Source organism: Curtobacterium oceanosedimentum (genome assembly GCF_020297365.1).
Lineage (GTDB): Bacteria > Actinomycetota > Actinomycetes > Actinomycetales > Microbacteriaceae > Curtobacterium.
The window spans coordinates 26122-43259 of the sequence record NZ_JAIXIG010000032.1 but is presented as its reverse complement, the minus strand read 5'-3'; the positions used below and the strand labels follow the sequence as shown (position 1 = coordinate 43259).

At 73.6% G+C, this 17138-nt stretch carries 13 protein-coding genes and 1 tRNA gene; 8 read left to right on the top strand and 6 right to left on the bottom strand.

Annotation, left to right across the window (positions count from 1 at the left end):
- Positions 1 to 1808 (bottom strand): TPM domain-containing protein (locus tag LEL83_RS16040; protein ID WP_308009916.1); only part of this gene is annotated, 1808 nt, incomplete at its 3' end.
- A gap of 284 nt (positions 1809 to 2092) precedes the next feature.
- On the opposite strand from LEL83_RS16040, the gene LEL83_RS13745 reads away from it, so the two are divergent.
- Positions 2093 to 2296, top strand: a complete 204-nt coding sequence (locus LEL83_RS13745; protein ID WP_198656034.1) for a hypothetical protein — start codon at positions 2093 to 2095, stop codon at positions 2294 to 2296.
- Positions 2297 to 2368: 72 nt separating this feature from the next.
- Entirely contained in the window at positions 2369 to 2905 is a 537-nt protein-coding gene (locus LEL83_RS13740) for a 4'-phosphopantetheinyl transferase family protein (RefSeq protein ID WP_225559231.1), read from the top strand.
- Here the strand turns inward: LEL83_RS13740 and map are convergent.
- Entirely contained in the window at positions 2889 to 3656 is a 768-nt protein-coding gene (gene map / locus LEL83_RS13735) for a type I methionyl aminopeptidase (RefSeq protein ID WP_225559230.1), read from the bottom strand. The genes LEL83_RS13740 and map overlap by 17 nt on opposite strands.
- A 32-nt stretch (positions 3657 to 3688) precedes the next feature.
- Between map and LEL83_RS13730 the strand changes: the two genes are divergently transcribed.
- Positions 3689 to 3958 (top strand): helix-turn-helix domain-containing protein, encoded by a 270-nt coding sequence (locus LEL83_RS13730; RefSeq protein WP_225559229.1) that lies wholly within the window; start codon positions 3689 to 3691, stop codon positions 3956 to 3958.
- Here LEL83_RS13730 and LEL83_RS13725 read toward each other — a convergent pair.
- The 4 genes from LEL83_RS13725 to LEL83_RS13710 all read right to left on the bottom strand — a co-directional run bounded on the left by LEL83_RS13725 (position 3955) and on the right by LEL83_RS13710 (position 10283).
- The gene (locus LEL83_RS13725) at positions 3955 to 5298 is read right to left on the bottom strand and encodes a M1 family metallopeptidase (protein ID WP_225559228.1); all 1344 of its coding nucleotides are present in this window, start codon (positions 5296 to 5298) and stop codon (positions 3955 to 3957) included. The two genes, LEL83_RS13730 and LEL83_RS13725, sit on opposite strands and share 4 nt — an antisense overlap.
- A 26-nt stretch (positions 5299 to 5324) precedes the next feature.
- On the bottom strand, positions 5325 to 9209 hold the full coding sequence (locus LEL83_RS13720; RefSeq protein WP_225559227.1) for a Pls/PosA family non-ribosomal peptide synthetase: 3885 nt from the start codon (positions 9207 to 9209) through the stop codon (positions 5325 to 5327).
- 277 nt (positions 9210 to 9486) lie between these two features.
- A tRNA-Arg gene (locus LEL83_RS13715) sits at positions 9487 to 9558 on the bottom strand.
- A 155-nt stretch (positions 9559 to 9713) separates the two neighbouring features.
- Positions 9714 to 10283, bottom strand: a complete 570-nt coding sequence (locus LEL83_RS13710) for a hypothetical protein (protein ID WP_225559226.1) — start codon at positions 10281 to 10283, stop codon at positions 9714 to 9716.
- A 107-nt stretch (positions 10284 to 10390) separates the two neighbouring features.
- Here LEL83_RS13710 and argS point away from each other — a divergent pair, with 107 nt between their 5' ends.
- The 5 genes from argS to thrC all read left to right on the top strand — a co-directional run bounded on the left by argS (position 10391) and on the right by thrC (position 17100).
- Complete coding sequence (argS, locus tag LEL83_RS13705; protein WP_372454464.1) at positions 10391 to 12013, top strand: arginine--tRNA ligase; 1623 nt, start codon at positions 10391 to 10393, stop codon at positions 12011 to 12013.
- 280 nt (positions 12014 to 12293) lie between these two features.
- Positions 12294 to 13052 carry a DUF2993 domain-containing protein gene (locus LEL83_RS13700; protein WP_225559225.1) on the top strand — a complete coding sequence of 253 codons (759 nt, stop codon included), beginning with the start codon at positions 12294 to 12296 and terminating at the stop codon, positions 13050 to 13052.
- Between the two features lie 55 nt (positions 13053 to 13107).
- Positions 13108 to 14598, top strand: a complete 1491-nt coding sequence (locus LEL83_RS13695) for a diaminopimelate decarboxylase family protein (protein WP_225559224.1) — start codon at positions 13108 to 13110, stop codon at positions 14596 to 14598.
- 42 nt (positions 14599 to 14640) lie between these two features.
- A complete protein-coding gene (locus tag LEL83_RS13690) occupies positions 14641 to 15948 on the top strand; it encodes a homoserine dehydrogenase (RefSeq protein WP_225559223.1) in 1308 nt (435 codons plus the stop codon).
- 72 nt (positions 15949 to 16020) lie between these two features.
- The gene (gene thrC / locus LEL83_RS13685; RefSeq protein WP_198656024.1) at positions 16021 to 17100 is read left to right on the top strand and encodes a threonine synthase; all 1080 of its coding nucleotides are present in this window, start codon (positions 16021 to 16023) and stop codon (positions 17098 to 17100) included.
- Positions 17101 to 17138 lie beyond the last annotated feature (38 nt).

Below are 17138 nucleotides of genomic sequence, written 5' to 3'. Positions count from 1 at the left end.
TAGCTGCCGCCGCGGCCACCGAGGAGTCCGCCGAGGACGAGTCCGGTCACGAGGCCGCCGAGCTGCGCCCCGCCACCACCGCCGGCGCCGGGGCCACCGCCCCAGCCGCCCATGTCGTCGTTCGCCGCGTCCATCGCGGCAGCGGCGTACTGTTCGGCGGCGCGGGCCGCGTTGAGCGCCTGACCCGGGTCGGTCGCGGCGAGTTCGACGGCGTCGTCGTAGGCGCGCTGCGCCTCGGACAGCCGGGTGCGGGCGGTCGGGCCGATGCCACCGCGGTGCAGCGACACGTAGTCCCGCGCCTGGCTGATGCGGGTGCGGGCGTCGCGCAGGGTGTGGTCGAGGGCCTGGGTCGCGCGTCGGCGCTGCTCCTCGGCGCCCCGCGCGGCCGCGAGGGCCTGGTCGATCTCGGTGTTCGCACGGGTCAGGGCGTCGACGGCGGCGACCGGGTCCTGCGGATCCAGCCCCTGCCGCAGCACGGCCTCGGCCCGGGTCACCGCGGCGGCGAGGTCCGGACCGCCGCTGCGCAGGCTCCGGGCGGCGGCGACGTCGCCCTCGATGTCGATGCGCATGGCCTCGGCGCGGGCGGTGGCCTGGTCGAAGGACGCCTCGGCGGCGACGGCGCCGTCGGTCAGCTGCTGGACCTGGGCGAGTGCGTGCTGGGCGTCGCGGACGGCCACCACGGCCTCGCCCTTGTCGCCCGCTGCGATCGCGGCGGACGCGGCGTCCGAGCGCTCGGTCGCGAAGGCGAGCACCTGGTGTGCCTGGTCGACGTTGTCGGCGACGGTGGCCAGGGTCCGTCCGCGGTACCGGTTCCGGACGCGGTCGAGCGCTGCTGCGGCGGCGCCGACGGAGGCCGGGGCCTCGGCGACGGCACGGGCCAGCGACGCGGCGGCGTCCTCGACGCCGTCCTCGAGCGACCGGAGCTGGTCGAAGGCCTCGGTCTGCTCCTCGATCGCGGCGTGGGCGCGCTCGCAGATCGCGATGATCTGGTTCGCCCACTCGGCGCGCTGCTGCGGGGTGTCGGGGATCTCGTCGTCGAGCTGCTGCCGGATCGCGAACGCCTTCCGGACCTCGCGCTGCGCGGCCTGCACGGCGTCGGCGAAGGGCTTCGCGGCGTCGGGGCCGAACTGGGCGCTCGCGAAGCCGACCTCCTGCTCGGCGGTGCGGAGTTCGTCGTCGATGGTGACGAGCGCGCCGCCGGCGGTGCGTTCCAGGTCGGCGAGGGATGCCGCTCGCGCCCGGTCCGCCTCGGCGGTGCGCCGCTTGTTGCGGGTGCGGACGACGAGCACGACCACGACGAGGCCCACGACGACGACGAGCAGCAGGATCCACAGCCAGGTCAGGTCGACCGGTGCCTGCGACTGGGTCAGCCCGTCGGCGAAGGCCACGGCGGCACCGCCCCAGTCGCTCTGCTTGAGCTCGGGGAGCAGGGAGTCGTCGACGGCGCCCTGCACGTCGGACTGCGAGATCGCGGTCTCGTTCGTCTGCTGGACGTCGTAGTTGCGCTCGTCGACCGCGACCGACAGCAGGATGCCGTCGGTGTCGATCTGGTTCCGTTCGAGCACGGTCCTGCCCCACTCGGTGTGGTCGGTGGGATCGGTGAAGGACGGCACGAACACGACGAACAGCTGCGTCTGGGTCTCGGCGTACAGGTCCTGCACGGCCTGCTCGACCCGGGCCTGCTCGGACGACGACAGCGCGTCGGCCTCGTCGAGGACGTACGCGCCGCCCAGGTCGACGGGAGGCGTGGCGTGGGCGGTCGCCGCCGGAGCCAGGACGATCAGCGCCGCGACGAGGGCCGCCGTCACACGGCCCCACAGCCGTCTTGTCCCCCTGCGCCCGCTCGATCCGTCCGTGCCCGATCCGTGCTGGACCGCTCGCATCCGTCCTCCGTCCGTCGCCGGCCGGTACCCCCGCGGTACCGCCCGGACCGCACCACCAGGGCGCTGTCGCCCGGAGTCTATCCAGGCCGGACAGGGGATCGGACAGACTCCCGGGGAACCCCTGGGGCCGTGCTTCCTGTGAACGCTTTGTCCCCCGTACCGGGGTATGCTGACGGCACTGTTCGACGATGAACGGAAGGGGAACAACGATGGAGCGCACCACGAACACCGAGGTCGTCCCGCTCGAGGACGGCTACCACCGCGTGTCGACGCCCGCGACGGGAGTCATCGGCTTCGTGCGCGAGCACGACGGACGCTACGAGGTCCTGCGTGGGCGGGTGCGTCAGGCGACCCGTTCCGAGGGGAAGTACAGCACGATGAACGTCGCGCTCATCGCGCTGACGCACGCCTGATCCGCCCTGGGCGCGACCATCCGACCGGCGGGCGTGGCCCGCGGTGGTGGGCCGCGCCTCCAGACCGTCACGGTGACCCTGCGGACGCCGGGTCGCGACCGCGCCACCGACCGGGAGGCCCTGGTCGCCGCCGTCGCGTCGGCGACGGGTGTCGGGACCGACGCGGTGCGCGCGGGGCGCGTCTGTCCGCACTGCTCCGCCACCGACCACGGTCGGCCGTGGGCGACCGTGGGTGACGTCCCCGTCGAGGTGAGCCTGTCCCGCGCCCCCGGCGTGGTCGCCCTGGCGGTCGGCCCCTCGTCGCTGGGTGTCGACGTCGAGCGGGTGTCGCGGGTCGCTGCTGCCCCGCTCGACGCGTTCACCGTGCGGGAGCGGGCTCGGGCACGGGGTGACGGCACGAGGCTCGCCGCGATGTGGGCCGTCAAAGAAGCGGTGCTGAAGCGCGACGGTCGGGGGCTACGGGTGGATCCGTGCGCGGTCGAGGTGGACCTGGACCGCGCCGTCGCGGTGTTCGAGGGGACCGAGCACCCGGTGATCGTGCTGTTCCCCGCCGCCGACACGGTGCTCGCGGTCGCTGCGGACGGGATCACGGTCACCGTGGCAGCGTGAGCACCTCGGCGCCGTCGTCGGTGATCGCGATGGTGTGCTCCGTGTGGGCCGTGCGTGCTCCGGTGGCGCTCCGCAGCGTCCAGCCGTCGGCGTCGGTGACCAGGACGTCGGTGTCCGCCATCACCCACGGTTCGAGGGCGAGCAGGAGTCCGGGCCGGAGCGTGTAGCCCCGACCGGGCCGACCGGTGTTCGACACGTGCGGGTCCTGGTGCATCGTCGAGCCGATGCCGTGCCCGCCGAACTCGACGTTGACGGGGTAGCCGGCCGCCTCGAGCACGGTGCCGATCGCGTGCGACAGGTCACCGATGCGCGCACCGGGGCCCGCGGCGGCGATGCCGGCGGCGAGGGCGCGTTCGGTGGCGTCGATGAGGGCGGTGTCCTCGGGCCGCGGGGTGCCGACCACGAAGCTGATCGCGGCGTCGGCGGCGATGCCGTCGAGCGACACCGCGAGGTCGAGGGTGAGCAGGTCGCCGTCCGCCAGGACCCGGTCGTGGGGGAGCCCGTGCAGCACGGCGTCGTTCACGGCCGTGCAGATGTGGTGGCCGAACGGGCCGCGGCCGAACGAGGGGGCGTAGTCCACGTAGCAGGAGTCGGCGCCGGCGGCCTCGATCATCTGCTCCGCCCAGCGGTCGATCTCGAGCAGGTTCGTGCCGACCCGGGTGCGCTCGCGCAGGGTCTGCAGGATCGTGCCGACGAGGGCACCGGTGGCGCGGGCCCTGTCGACCTCGGCCGGGGTCAGGATCTCGATCACGCGGATGATCATACCGGTATTACTATGTGGTCATGGTCCGTCTCCCGCTCCGCCCCGACGAACTCGCGCGGGGTCGTCGCCTCGGCGCAGTGCTCCGCCGTGCCCGGGGTCCGCGGTCGATCGTCGACACCGCCCTGGCGGCGGGGATCTCGCCGGAGACGCTGCGGAAGATCGAGACCGGACGCATCGCGACGCCGGCGTTCTCGACGATCGCGTCGGTGGCCGGTGTGGTCGGACTGTCGCTCGACGCGGTGTGGACCGAGGTCAGCTGCGAGCCGGCCGACGGCGAACTGGCGGGCTAGCCGGCCGGCGGCGCAGACTGCTGGCCAGCGGGCAGCGTCGGCACAGCGGCCTCGTCGATCCACGGCCCGGTGACGGCGCGGACGGCCTCCACGGACCGGCCGGACGCGTCCGCGAAGGCGCCGAGCACGTCGGGCACGGTGACCGACCCGTGCCGGTGCTCCTCGGTGATGCGCCGGAGTCCGGCGAAGAAGGCGTCGTCGCCGACGGTGCGGCGGACGGCGTGCAGGGCGAGCGCACCGCGCTTGTAGACGCGGTCGTCGAACATGTCCCGCGCGCCCGGGTCGCCGACCACCAGGTCCTCCGGCTGGTCGAGCAGCCCCTGCCGGTACCGATCCGCCAGGGCGTCGGCGGTGTCGGCGCCGCGCTCCTCGGACCACAGCCACTCCGCGTAGCAGGCGAAGCCCTCGTGCAGCCAGATGTCCCGCCAGCGGGTGACGGTGACGGAGTTGCCGAACCACTGGTGCGCCAGCTCGTGGGCGATGAGCCGGTCGGTGCCGTGCTCGCCGTCGACGTGGTTGCGCCCGAACACCGCCAGGCCGTGGGCCTCGAGCGGGATCTCGAGCTCGTCGTCGGTCACGACGACCCCGTAGGCGGCGAAGGGGTACGGGCCGAACCGGTCGCCGAACAGCGCGAGCATCGCCGGCACCTGCCCGAAGTCGGTCTTCGCGGCCGCGGCGAGGTCGGCGGGGTGGTGCAGCGTGACGGGGACGTCGCCCGACCGGAGCTTCGTGGTGCGGTACCGGCCGATCTGCACCGTCGCCAGGTACGTCGCCATCGGTTCGGTCGTGGCGTAGGTCCACCGGGTGCCGACGCGGTCGCGTTCCTTCGCGAGCAGCTCGCCGTTCGCCAGGACGTCGTAGGCCGCCTCGGTCGCGATCTCGACCCGGTAGGTGGCCTTGTCGTCGGGTCGGTCGTTGCAGGGGAACCACGAGGGCGCCCCGGTCGGCTGCGCGGCGACGATGACGCCGTCGGTCAGTTCCTCCCAGCCGAGCGGTCCCCAGGGGCTCCGCACCGGCCGTGGGCTGCCGCGGTACCGCAGGTGCACCGTGAACACGGTGTCGGCGGCGATGGTCGCGGCCGGGGTGACCGTCACCTTGTGCGTCGACGAGGACACCTTCTTGGCGCGGTGCCCGTCGACGTCGACCCGGTCGACCGTCAGCCCGTGCAGGTCGAGCACGACCCGGTCGAGCGGTTCGAGGGCCCGGGCGGTGATCGTCGCCGTGCCGTCCAGGCGGTTCGTGGCGACCCGGTAGTCGAGCCGGAGGTCGTAGTGCTCGGCGCTCCACCGTCGGTCGCCGCTGTGCGGGGTGTACGGGTCGTCGTCGTCGGTGGTCGGCACGGAACCAGTCAACCGCATGGGGCCGGTCAGTCCGTCGAGGCGGTCGGACCGGCTGTCCACGGAGCGATCGGGTTGCCCGACCACCGGGACCCGGGCGGCACCTGTTCGCCGCGCATCACGAGCGACGACGGTCCGACGGTGCCGCCGGCGCCGATGCCCGCCGCGGGCAGGACGACACTGTGCGGGCCGAGGGTCGCGCCGGCGTCGAGCCGCACGGTGTCGAGCTGCATCACCCGGTCGTGGAACAGGTGCGTCTGCACGACGGTGCCCCGCGCGACCGAGGCGCCCGGCCCGATCGTGACGAGGTCGGCCTCGGGCAGCCAGTACGTCTCGAGCCAGGTGCCGCGGCCGATCGTCGCGCCGAGGCTCCGCAGCCAGACGGCCAGTGCGGGGGTGCCGGTGGCCTGCTCGGCGAACCACGGCCGGGCGACGGTCTCGACGAAGGTGTCCTGCACCTCGTTGCGCCACACGAACGACGACCAGAGCGGGTGCTCCCGAGCGGTGATCCGGCCGACGAACGCCCACTTCGCGATCGTCGACACCACGGCCGCGACGGCCCCGGCGGCGATGAGCACCGGCCCGGCGAGGAGCACCGTCCACCCGATCCCGACCGCCGACCACAGCGCAAGCAGTGCTCCGGCGACGCCGAGGGCGACGGCGCCGGAGACCATCGGCGCGACCAGGCGGAGCAGCTCCCAGCAGCCGCGGGCGACCTTGAGCCGCCGGGACGGGCGGAACGTGCGCGCCTCGTCGAACTCGGTCGTCGCGCGCCGCAGCCGCACCGGGGGCGACCCCAGCCACGACGACCCGCGCTTGGCCTTCTTCGGCACGGCGGACAGCACCGCGACCAGGGCCTCGCGCGGCACCGAGCGTCCCGCGCCCGTCATGCCGCTGTTGCCGAGGAACGCGCGGCGACCGACCTTGGACCGGCCGATCCGCACCCGTCCGCCACCGAGCTCGTACGTGGCGACCATGGTGTCGTCGGCCAGGAACGCCCCCGATGCGATCTGCGTCAGTGCCGGGATGAGCAGGACCGTCGAGATCTCGGTGTCCCGACCCACCCGGGCACCGAGCAGCCGCAGCCACACCGGCGTCACGAGCGAGGCGTACAGCGGGAACAGCAGCGTGCGCGCCGCGTCGAGCACCCGCTCGGTCGACCACACCTGCCACCCGATCCGCGACCGCACCGGGTGTCGGCCCTCGTGCAGACCGATGCCGAGCAACCGCACCGACGCCACCACGAGCAGGGCGTACACCGCGCCGGCGACGACCGTCGCCAGGGGGACGGTCGCGAGCGCACGGAGCACCGCGTCACCCAGCGTCGGTGCCCGCCCGACCAGGGCGACCGCCACCAGCAGCCCGACCGCGACCCCGACCACCGGCAGGCCGGCCACGGCCAGGGACCCGGCCCCGTACGCCAGCAGCCAGCGCCGACGGGCCGGGGGACGGGCCTCCCGGTCGTCACGAGCCGACCCGATGCGTTCCGCAGGCGCACCCGCCCACCGCTCGCCCGCGGTGACCGGCCCGCCGACGGCGGAACCCGCGGTGACCTCGGCACCCGCACCGACGTGCGCGCCGGGCAGCAGCGTCGTGCGGCTGCGCACCACGGCGTCGTCGTCGATCCGCACGTGCCCCAGGTGGAAGACGTCACCGTCGAGCCAGTGCCCGGCCAGGTCGACCTCCGGCTCGATCGACGCCCGCTTGCCGATGGTGAGCATGCCCGTCACCGGGGGCAGGGTGTGCAGGTCGACGTCCTTGCCGATCCGCGCCCCGAGCGCCCGCGCGTAGTAGCTGATCCACGGCGCACCCGCCGTCGAGGGGCCGTCGACCGCCTCGGCGATCCGCTCCGCTAGCCACACCCGCAGGTGCACCGGACCACCCCGGGGGTACGACCCCGGCCGCACCCCGGCGAGCAGCAGACGCGCGAGGACCACCGTCAGCGCCATCTTGCCGATCGGCGTCACGAACACCAGCACCGCGAGCACGAGCACCGGCCAGGGCAGCACCGGCAGGAACGGCAGCGTCGTCGCCTGCAGCACCGCAGCCACGACGGCCGTCCACGTCAGGACCCGCAGCCCCCGGAGCACCTGCACGGGCAACCCGAGCAGCGTCATGAGCAGCCCCGTCGCCGGGGGGACCGGAGCGACGTCCCGCGCCGACGCCGCCACCGGACCCGACTCGTCGAGCGCCGCCGCCAGCGCACCGATCCGCGGGTGGTCGTACACGTCCGCCACGGTCGTCGACGGGAACCGCTCCCGGATGGCCGACACCAGCTGCGCCGCCGTCAACGACCCACCACCGTGGGCGAAGAAGTCGTCGTCGACGCTCGCCACCGGCACCCCGAGGATCGCCGACCACCGCTCGGCGATCCACGCCACCGTGTCCGGCAGCATCGCCGCGTCCGACGCGCCGGGCAACGGCCACGGCAACGCCGCACGGTCGACCTTGCCCGACGTCCGCGTCGGCAGGGCGTCCACCACCGCGACGAGCGGCACCAGCGCCGCCGGCAGCTCCTCGCGCAACCGCGCGTTCGCCGCCGCCACGTCCACCGTCGCCCCGGCCACGGGGGCCACGTACCCCACGAGCACCTGGTTGCCCGCCGGGGTCCGCTGCACCACCGCCGCACCACCGGCGACGTCGTCCAACGCCTGCAGTGCAGCGTCGATCTCCCCGAGCTCGATCCGACGGCCGCCGAGCTTCACCTGGTCGTCCGCACGCCCCTGGAACACCAGCCCCTCCGGCTCGTACCGCACCAGGTCCCCGCTCCGGTACGCCCGCTCCCACCCGAGCTCGGGGAACGGCGCGTACTTCTCGGCGTCCTTCGCCGGGTCCAGGTACCGCCCCAGCCCGACACCACCGATCACCAGCTCACCGACACCCCCGGGGGCGACGCGGTTCCCCGACGCGTCGACGACCGCCAGGTCCCACCCGTCCAAGGGCAGCCCGATGCGCACCGGCTGGCTCCCGTCGAGCAGGGACCCGCACGCCACCACCGTCGCCTCGGTCGGCCCGTACGTGTTCCACACCTCACGGTCACGACTCGCGATGCGCGCCGCCAGCTCGGGCGGGCACGCCTCGCCACCGAAGATCACCAGGCGCACCTGCTCCAACGCGTCGTCCGGCCACAGCGCCGCGAGCGTCGGCACCGTCGAGACCACCGTGATCGTGTGCGCGATGAGCCACGGTCCCAGGTCCACCCCCGTCCGCACCAGCGACCGGGGAGCGGGCACCAGCGCCGCACCGTGCCCCCACGCCAGCCACATCTCCTCGCACGACGCGTCGAACGCCACGCTCAACCCCGCCAGCACCCGGTCGCCCGGCCCGATCGGCGCGGCCTGCAGGAACATCCGCGCCTCGGCGTCCACGAACGCGGCAGCGGACCGGTGCGTCACCGCGACGCCCTTCGGCACACCCGTCGACCCGGACGTGAAGATGATCCACGCGTCGTCGGTCTCGCGGGGGACCTCGGCGCTCGCCGCAGGGTCCGTCACCGGGAGTTCCGCACCGTCGCGGTCCCGCAGGACCCCGCCGGCACCGATCACGCCGACCACACCGGCCTCGCCGAACACCAGGGTGGCGCGTTCCTCGGGGTCGTCGGCGTCGACGGGCACGTAGGCGGCCCCGGCGGCCAGCACGGCGAGGATCGACAGGTACAGGTCGGGTCCGCCGGAGGGGATCCGCACGCCGACCCGGTCACCCCGCCGGACGCCGCGTCGGGCGAGGTCGTCGGCCTGCGCCCGCACCAGGTCGAGCAGGGCCGCGTAGTCGACGGTGCCGGCGGGGTCCTCGAGTGCGGTCGCGTCCGGGTGCGTCGCGGCGGTGGCTGCCAGCACGTCGAACAGGGTCCGTGGTGCGGGGGCGTGCCCGCCGCGCGCGAGTTCGTGCTGCGGGTTCCCGGTGGCGGTGGTCATCGAGGCCTCTTCCCGGTCGCGTGCGGGACGACCGGCCCGTGATCCTAGGGGGTGCACGTGACGTGTCGGGAAACTCCGGCGGCTCGGCAGCGGGGCACACTCCGTGCGCAGCTCGCCACCCGACCAGACGCGCCCACGAAACGCGCGACGATCCACATCGTCCACGACCCACGCCACGATCCCGGAGAAGCCTCAACGGGAGAAAGTCGCCGCAGGCGACATCGCGCGCAGCTGACTGAGCGAAGCGAAGACAACTGCTTGCGCGGAAGTGTGACAGTGCCCCCAGGAGGATTCGAACCTCCGCCCCTGCCTCCGGAGGGCAGTGCTCTATCCCCTGAGCTATGGGGGCCGAGGGGTGTCACCAACCGTAGCAGGTCCGGCGGGCGGTGCCGGACAGCGCGTGTCGCGCTGTGGAGGCGGCCGCCTGCGGACGGGAGGCCCGGGACGGCCCCGCACCGTGCCTCCCGTCCGTCTCGGCGCGTCCCGTGCGCCGGAGCGCCGGTGTCAGCCCGTCGGCGTGGCGGAGGCGGTCGGCTGCACCGCGGCGCGCACCGCGTCGACCACGGGCTGCGCGCCGCCCGGCTCGGTGAAGAGCGTCGACTCGGCGGTGATCCAGTACGGGTCGGCGAAGGCGTCGGCGCGACCCTGCTCGCCGTCCAGCGCGAAGTACCCCTCGACGTCGTACGTGGGGACGGACCCGCCCCGCTCGTACAGGGCGTCCTTCAGGTTGGTGAGCGACTTCTCAGGCAGGTGGGCGACGGCGACCGTGACGGTGGTGGCGTCGGCGTCGGTGCTCACGTACCGGCAGACACGGCCCCGCTGGTCGGCGATCGTGGCGGCGGGGGAGCCCTCCGCCGGGGTGAACGCGTCGTCGAGCGCGAACGTCTGCCCGTACACCGACAGGGCGTCGGGGGGCAGGAGTTCGGCGCAGCGCTGCGACACGGGGGTGCCGGCGGGGGTCGGGCTCGCCGAGGGCGTCCGGTCCCCGCCGCCCGCGCACCCGGTGAGCGCGAGGGCTGCTGCGGTGGCGAGTGTGGCGACGGTGCGCGCCCGGGTCCGGCTGCGTGGGGGCATCACGACATGATCCAGCACCGACCGGAAGGGACCTGAGCGTCCCGGTAGACTCGTTCCCCGTGACTCCTGCCGAACTCTCCGCTGCGTACCTGTCGATCCTGACCGGGATCGTCGAGCGACGAGGCGCGTCCGACACCGTGACGATCGGGGAGTCCCACGTGGCGCTCGAGCGGCCGAAGAACCGCGCGCACGGCGACTGGGCCTCGAACGCCGCGATGCAGCTGGCGAAGCGGCTCGGCACGAACCCGCGCGAACTCGCGACCGAGATCGCCGGCGAGCTGACCGAGCTCGACGGCGTGGCGTCGGTCGACGTCGCCGGCCCCGGCTTCATCAACATCACGCTCGAGGCCGCCGCCGCCGGCGAGATCGCGCGGACCATCGTCGAGTCGGGCAGTGCCTTCGGCGCCGGCGACCTGTACGACGGCGTGCGGATCAACCTGGAGTTCGTGTCCGCGAACCCGACCGGACCGATCCACATGGGCGGTGTCCGCTGGGCGGCCGTGGGGGACAGCCTGGCCCGCGTGTTCCAGACGCAGGGCGCCCTGGTGACCCGCGAGTACTACTTCAACGACCACGGCGCGCAGATCGACCGCTTCGCCCGGTCCCTGGTGGCGAGCGCCCTCGGTGAGCCCACGCCGGAGGACGGCTACGGCGGCGCCTACATCGCCGAGATCGCCGCCCGGGTCATCGCGACCCTGCCCGCGACGACGGACGTGCGCGACCTGCCCCGCGACGAGGCGCAGGAGCTGTTCCGCCGCGAGGGCGTCGACTTCATGTTCGCCGACATCAAGGCGTCGCTGCACGACTTCGGCGTCGACTTCGACGTCTACTTCCACGAGAACGCGCTGCACGAGTCGAAGGCCGTCGAGCGCGCCATCGACCGGCTGCGGTCGGCCGGCGTGATGTACGAGGCCGAGGGTGCCGAGTGGCTCCGCACCACCGACTTCGGCGACGACCGCGACCGCGTCGTCATCAAGTCCGACGGGGAGCCCGCGTACATCGCCGGCGACCTGGCGTACTACCTGGACAAGCGCGAGCGCGGGTTCGAGCGCAACCTCATCATGCTCGGCGCGGACCACCACGGCTACGTCGGCCGCATGATGGCGATGTGCGCGGCCTTCGGCGACGAGCCGGGCACGAACCTCGAGATCCTGATCGGGCAGATGGTCAACCTGCTCAAGGACGGCGAGCCGATGCGCATGTCGAAGCGCGCCGGCACGATCGTCACGATGGAGGACCTGGTCGACGCCGTCGGCGTCGACGCCGGGCGGTACTCGCTCGTCCGGTTCGCCAGCGACACCGCGATCGACATCGACCTCGACCTGCTCGTCAAGCGCACGAACGACAACCCCGTGTTCTACGTGCAGTACGCCCACGCCCGCACGCAGTCGGTGGCCCGCAACGCCGAGGCCGCCGGGGTCGACCGGTCGGTGTTCGACGCCTCGCTGCTGACGCACGACTCCGAGGGCGCGCTCCTCGGGGCCCTCGCCGAGTACCCGCGCGTGGTGCGCCAGGCCGCCGAGCTACGCGAGCCGCACCGCATCGCCCGGTACATCGAGCAGCTGGCGGGGCTGTACCACCGCTGGTACGACTCCTGCCGCGTCACGCCCCTCGGCGACGAGCCCGTGACCGACCTGCACCGCACCCGCCTGTGGCTGAACGACGCCACGGGGCAGGTCGTCCGCAACGGCCTGGGTCTGCTCGGCGTGAGCGCCCCCGCCCGCATGTAGCCGAGCCCGCTCGAGCGGCGCGGAACACCCCCGCACAACCGGAGTGAGCCCGAGCCGCGCAATCGCGCGGTTCGGGCTCACTCCGGTTGTGCGCAGGGCGCCGTCGCGCCCCCGCACGGTCATCGCGCCCCGGTGAGCCGGGGCGCAACGACCGTGACGGGGCGCGACCGAGCGCGCGCGCCCGCCGTCGCGCGCCTCGACCCCGGCGCGACCGAGCGCGCGCGCCTCGGCGCCCGCGCCTCCAGGCGGCCTGCCGGGACGGGCTGGCAGGGTGGGACGCATGTCCCTCGCCGCCGACCGCCCCCGCGCCCGCCGCCGCCGCTGGCCCGTCGTCCTGCTCGTGGTCGTCGTCGTGTTCGCCGCCCTCGTCGTGATCGCCGAGTTCGTGCTGCGCGGCGTCGTCGACCGGGTCATCACCCAGCAGGTCGAGCAGTCGCTGCCGGACGGCACGACCGGGCAGGTCGACGCCCACGCCGAGGGCGTCGTCATCCCGCAGCTCGTCAGCGGCACGCTCGACCGCGTCGAGATCTCCTCGGCCGAGCTCACGGTCGACGGCATCCCGCTCGCCGCCGACGTCACCGCGCGAGACGTCCCGGTCGACGGCCAGGGCGAGGTCCGCGACGTCGAGGGCACCGTCACCCTGGCGTCCACGAGCGTGAAGGACCTGGCGAAGTACAGCCCGCTGTTCGACCGGCTGACCCTCGTCGACGACGGCGTCGAGCTGTCCGGCTCGACCGCCGTGCTCGGGTACGACATCACCTACGCGGCGAAGGGCGGCGTGGTCGCACAGGACGACGGCCGCGGCATCACGATCACCCCGGAGAGCGTCCGGATCACCAACTCGGACCTCGGGCTCAAGGTCGACTCGATCCCCGGCGTCACGGGCGTCCCGGTGCAGGTCTGCACGGCGCAGTTCCTGCCCGAGGCGCTGCGCGTGCGCTCGCTCGACGTCTCGAGGTCGGACGCGACGGTCCGCATCACGGCCGACTCGCTGCCGCTCACCGAGGACGGCCTGCGCACCGTCGGCAGCTGCGGGTGACCCCGTCGCGTCACACGGCCGGGAGGCGCGGCTCGCGTCGGTAGGATCGGGTCCCGTGAGCGAGAACCCCCTTGCACCGCCGCGGCTGCGGTTCCCGACGGACGCCTCCGGACTGGTGGACCGCATCTGGCCCGCGTCCGCGACGCGGACCGACGACGGCACGATGGCGATCGGCGGCGTCAGCGCGACGGACCTCGTCGCGCAGTTCGGCACGCCGCTGTACGTCGTCGACGAGCGCGACGTGCAGTCCCGCGCCGTCCGCGTGCGGAACGCGTTCGCCGAGGCGTTCGAGCGCATCGGCAGCCACGCGCACGTCTACTACGCCGGCAAGGCCTTCCTGACGACGCAGGTCGTGGCGTGGATGGCCGAGGCGGGCCTGCGCGTCGACGTCTGCACCGGTGGCGAACTCGCGGTCGCCCTGGCCGGCGGGATGGACCCGGGCCGGCTCGGGTTCCACGGCAACGACAAGTCCGACGCCGAGATCGCCCGCGCGGTCAAGGTCGGGGTCGGCACGCTCGTGCTGGACAGCCACGAAGAGGTGGGGCGCGTCGCCCGGGCAGCGGCCGAGGCCGGTGTGGTGCAGCGGGTGCGCATCCGCATCAACAGCGGCGTGCACGCATCGACCCACGAGTACCTCGCCACGGCGCGCGAGGACCAGAAGTTCGGCATCCCGCTCACCGAGGCCGTGGCGGTGGCCGAAGCCGTGCGCGCGGAGCCCTCGCTCGCCTTCGTCGGACTGCACTCGCACATCGGCTCGCAGATCTTCGACGAGTCCGGGTTCCGCGAGGCGGCTCGGCGCCTGATGGACGTGCACGCGACCCTCGTGGCCGCCGGCCCGGTGCCGGAGCTCAACCTCGGCGGTGGCTGGGGCATCGACTACACCGAGGCCGACTCGGCGTTCGAACCCGAGGACGTCGCCGAGGCCCTCGCCACGATCGTCGCCGAGGCCTGCGCGGAGCGTGGCATCCCGGTGCCCGACATCGCGGTGGAGCCCGGCCGGTACATCGTCGGTCCGGCCGGCATCACGCTGTACTCGGTCGGCACGATCAAGCCCGTGACGCTGGAACTCGACCCGCCCGTGTCCGACGGGACCGAGCAGGTGCTCGCGACCGAGGACCACGCCCTCGCCGCCGACGCGCCGACCGCGAAGGCCGCCACCCGCACCTACGTGTCCGTCGACGGCGGCATGAGCGACAACGCCCGCCCGGCGCTGTACGGCGCCGACTACACGGCACGGCTCGCCCGGACCTCCGACGCCCCCGCGGTGCTGACCCGCGTCGTCGGCAAGCACTGCGAGAGCGGCGACGTCGTCGTGAACGACGAGTACCTGCCCGGCGACGTGCAGCGCGGCGACCTGCTCGCCGTGGCCGCGACCGGTGCCTACTGCTGGAGTCTCGCGAGCAACTACAACCACGTCGGTCGCCCGCCGGTCGTCGCGGTGGCCGACGGCGCAGCCCGTATCCTCGTGCGGGGCGAGTCGATCGACGACCTCCTCGCCCGTGACACCGGGGTCGTGCCCGTGCCCCTCGACGGCAGCGGCCACTGACCCCCGACCCGACGGGCCCGGCCCGATGACAGGAACCACCAGATGATCGAATACCGCAACGTCCGCGTCGCGCTGCTCGGGGCCGGCTCGGTCGGATCCCAGGTCGCGCGGCTCCTCCTCGAGCACGGCGACGAACTGGCCTCGCGAGCCGGTGCCGGCCTCGAGCTGGTCGGGATCGCCGTGCGCGACGTCGACGCGCCCCGCGACGTCGAGCTGCCGAAGGAGCTCTTCACCACGGACGCCGAGTCGCTCATCCTCGGCGCGGACATCGTGGTCGAGCTCATCGGCGGCATCGAGCCGGCGCGCACCCTGGTGCTGCAGGCGCTGCAGTCCGGTGCGGACGTCGTCACCGGCAACAAGGCCCTGCTCGCGACCCACGGCCCGGAGCTCTTCGCCGCCGCCGAGCAGGTCGGCGCGCAGCTGTACTACGAGGCCGCCGTCGCCGGTGCGATCCCGATCATCCGCCCCCTGCACGACTCGCTCGCGGGGGACCGCATCGTGCGGATCATGGGCATCGTCAACGGAACCACGAACTTCATCCTCGACCTGATGGACCGCGAGGGGGCCACGTTCGAGGACGCCCTGGCGACCGCGACCGAACTCGGGTACGCCGAGGCCGACCCGACCGCCGACGTCGAGGGCTACGACGCCGCGCAGAAGGCCGCGATCCTGGCCTCGCTGGCGTTCCACACCTCGGTGCCGCTCAGCGCCGTGCACCGCGAGGGCATCACGTCGGTCACGATCGACCAGGTCCGCGCCGCACGCAAGGCCGGCTACGTCGTGAAGATCCTGGCGACCGCCGAGCGGCTGACCGACGACGACGGCCGTGAGGGCGTCAGCGCCCGCGTCTACCCGGCACTCGTGCCCGAGGCACACCCGCTCGCGAGCGTGCACGGCGCGAAGAACGCCGTCTTCGTCGAGGCCGAGGCCGCTGGCGACCTCATGTTCTACGGCGCCGGCGCCGGCGGCGTCGAGACGGCCTCCGCGGTGCTCGGCGACCTGGTGTCCGCCGCCCGTCGCCACGTCATCGGCGGTCCCGGCGTCGCCGAGTCGACGCAGTCGGAACTGCCCGTCTTCCCGATCGGCGCGGTGCGCACGAGCTACCAGATCACGCTGCACGTCGCGGACGCCCCCGGCGTGCTGTCGACGGTGGCCGGCGTGCTCGCGAAGCACGGCGTCAGCGTCGAGACGGTGGAGCAGACGACCACCGGCACCGCCGAGGGCACGGCCACGCTCGTCATCGGCACGCACCTGGCGCGCGAGGCGGACCTCGCGGACACGGTCGTCGCCCTCGGCGACGAGGACGTCGTCCTGGACGTCACCAGCGTCCTGCGGATCGTCGGCGCCTGACGCGCCCACGGGCCTCCAGACCGCACACCGAGCCCCACCCAGACCGAACCACCGGACAGAGAGAGAAGCCTGATGGCCCACCAGTGGCAGGGAGTCCTGCGCGAGTACGCCGACCGACTCGACGTGACCGAGGCGACGCCCGTCGTCACGCTCGGTGAGGGCGGCACGCCGCTCATCCCCGCCCGGCGCCTGTCCGAGCGCACCGGCGCGGACGTCTACGTCAAGTTCGAGGGCATGAACCCGACCGGGTCCTTCAAGGACCGCGGCATGACGATGGCGATCTCGAAGGCCGTGGAGCACGGCGCGAAGGCCGTCATCTGCGCCTCGACCGGCAACACCAGCGCCTCGGCCGCCGCGTACGCCACGCACGCCGGCATCACCGCCGCGGTGCTCGTGCCCGAGGGCAAGATCGCGATGGGCAAGCTCAGCCAGGCCGTCGCCCACGACGCCCAGCTGCTGCAGGTGCAGGGCAACTTCGACGACTGCCTCGACATCGCCCGCGACCTGGCGGCGAACTACCCGGTGCACCTCGTCAACTCGGTCAACAACGACCGCATCGAGGGGCAGAAGACCGCCGCGTTCGAGGTCGTCGACGTGCTCGGGGACGCCCCGGACTTCCACTTCCTGCCGGTCGGCAACGCGGGCAACTACACCGCGTACTCCCGCGGGTACCGCGAGGACGTCGCCGCCGGGCGCAGCACCAAGCTGCCCCGGATGTTCGGGTTCCAGGCCGCCGGCTCCGCGCCGATCGTGCGCGGCGAGGTCGTCCGCCACCCGGACACCATCGCCTCCGCGATCCGCATCGGCAACCCGGCGTCGTGGCAGTTCGCCCTCGAGGCCCGCGACGAGACCGACGGGTACTTCGGCGCGATCTCCGACGAGGCGATCCTCGCCGCGCACCACATCCTGTCGGCCGAGGTCGGCGTCTTCGTCGAGCCCGCGTCGGCCATCGGTGTCGCCGGTCTGCTCGAGCGCGCCGACGCCGGCATCGTGCCGAAGGGCGCGACGGTCGTCATCACCGTCACCGGCCACGGCTTGAAGGACCCGCAGTGGGCCCTCCGCACGCAGGACGGCGGCGAGGTCACCCCGACGAGCGTGCCGGTCGACACGAAGTCGATCGCCGACGTGCTCGGACTGGTCAGCGAGCAGTGAGCGCCGACCGCTCGTCCGGACCGGGGGAGGGCATCACC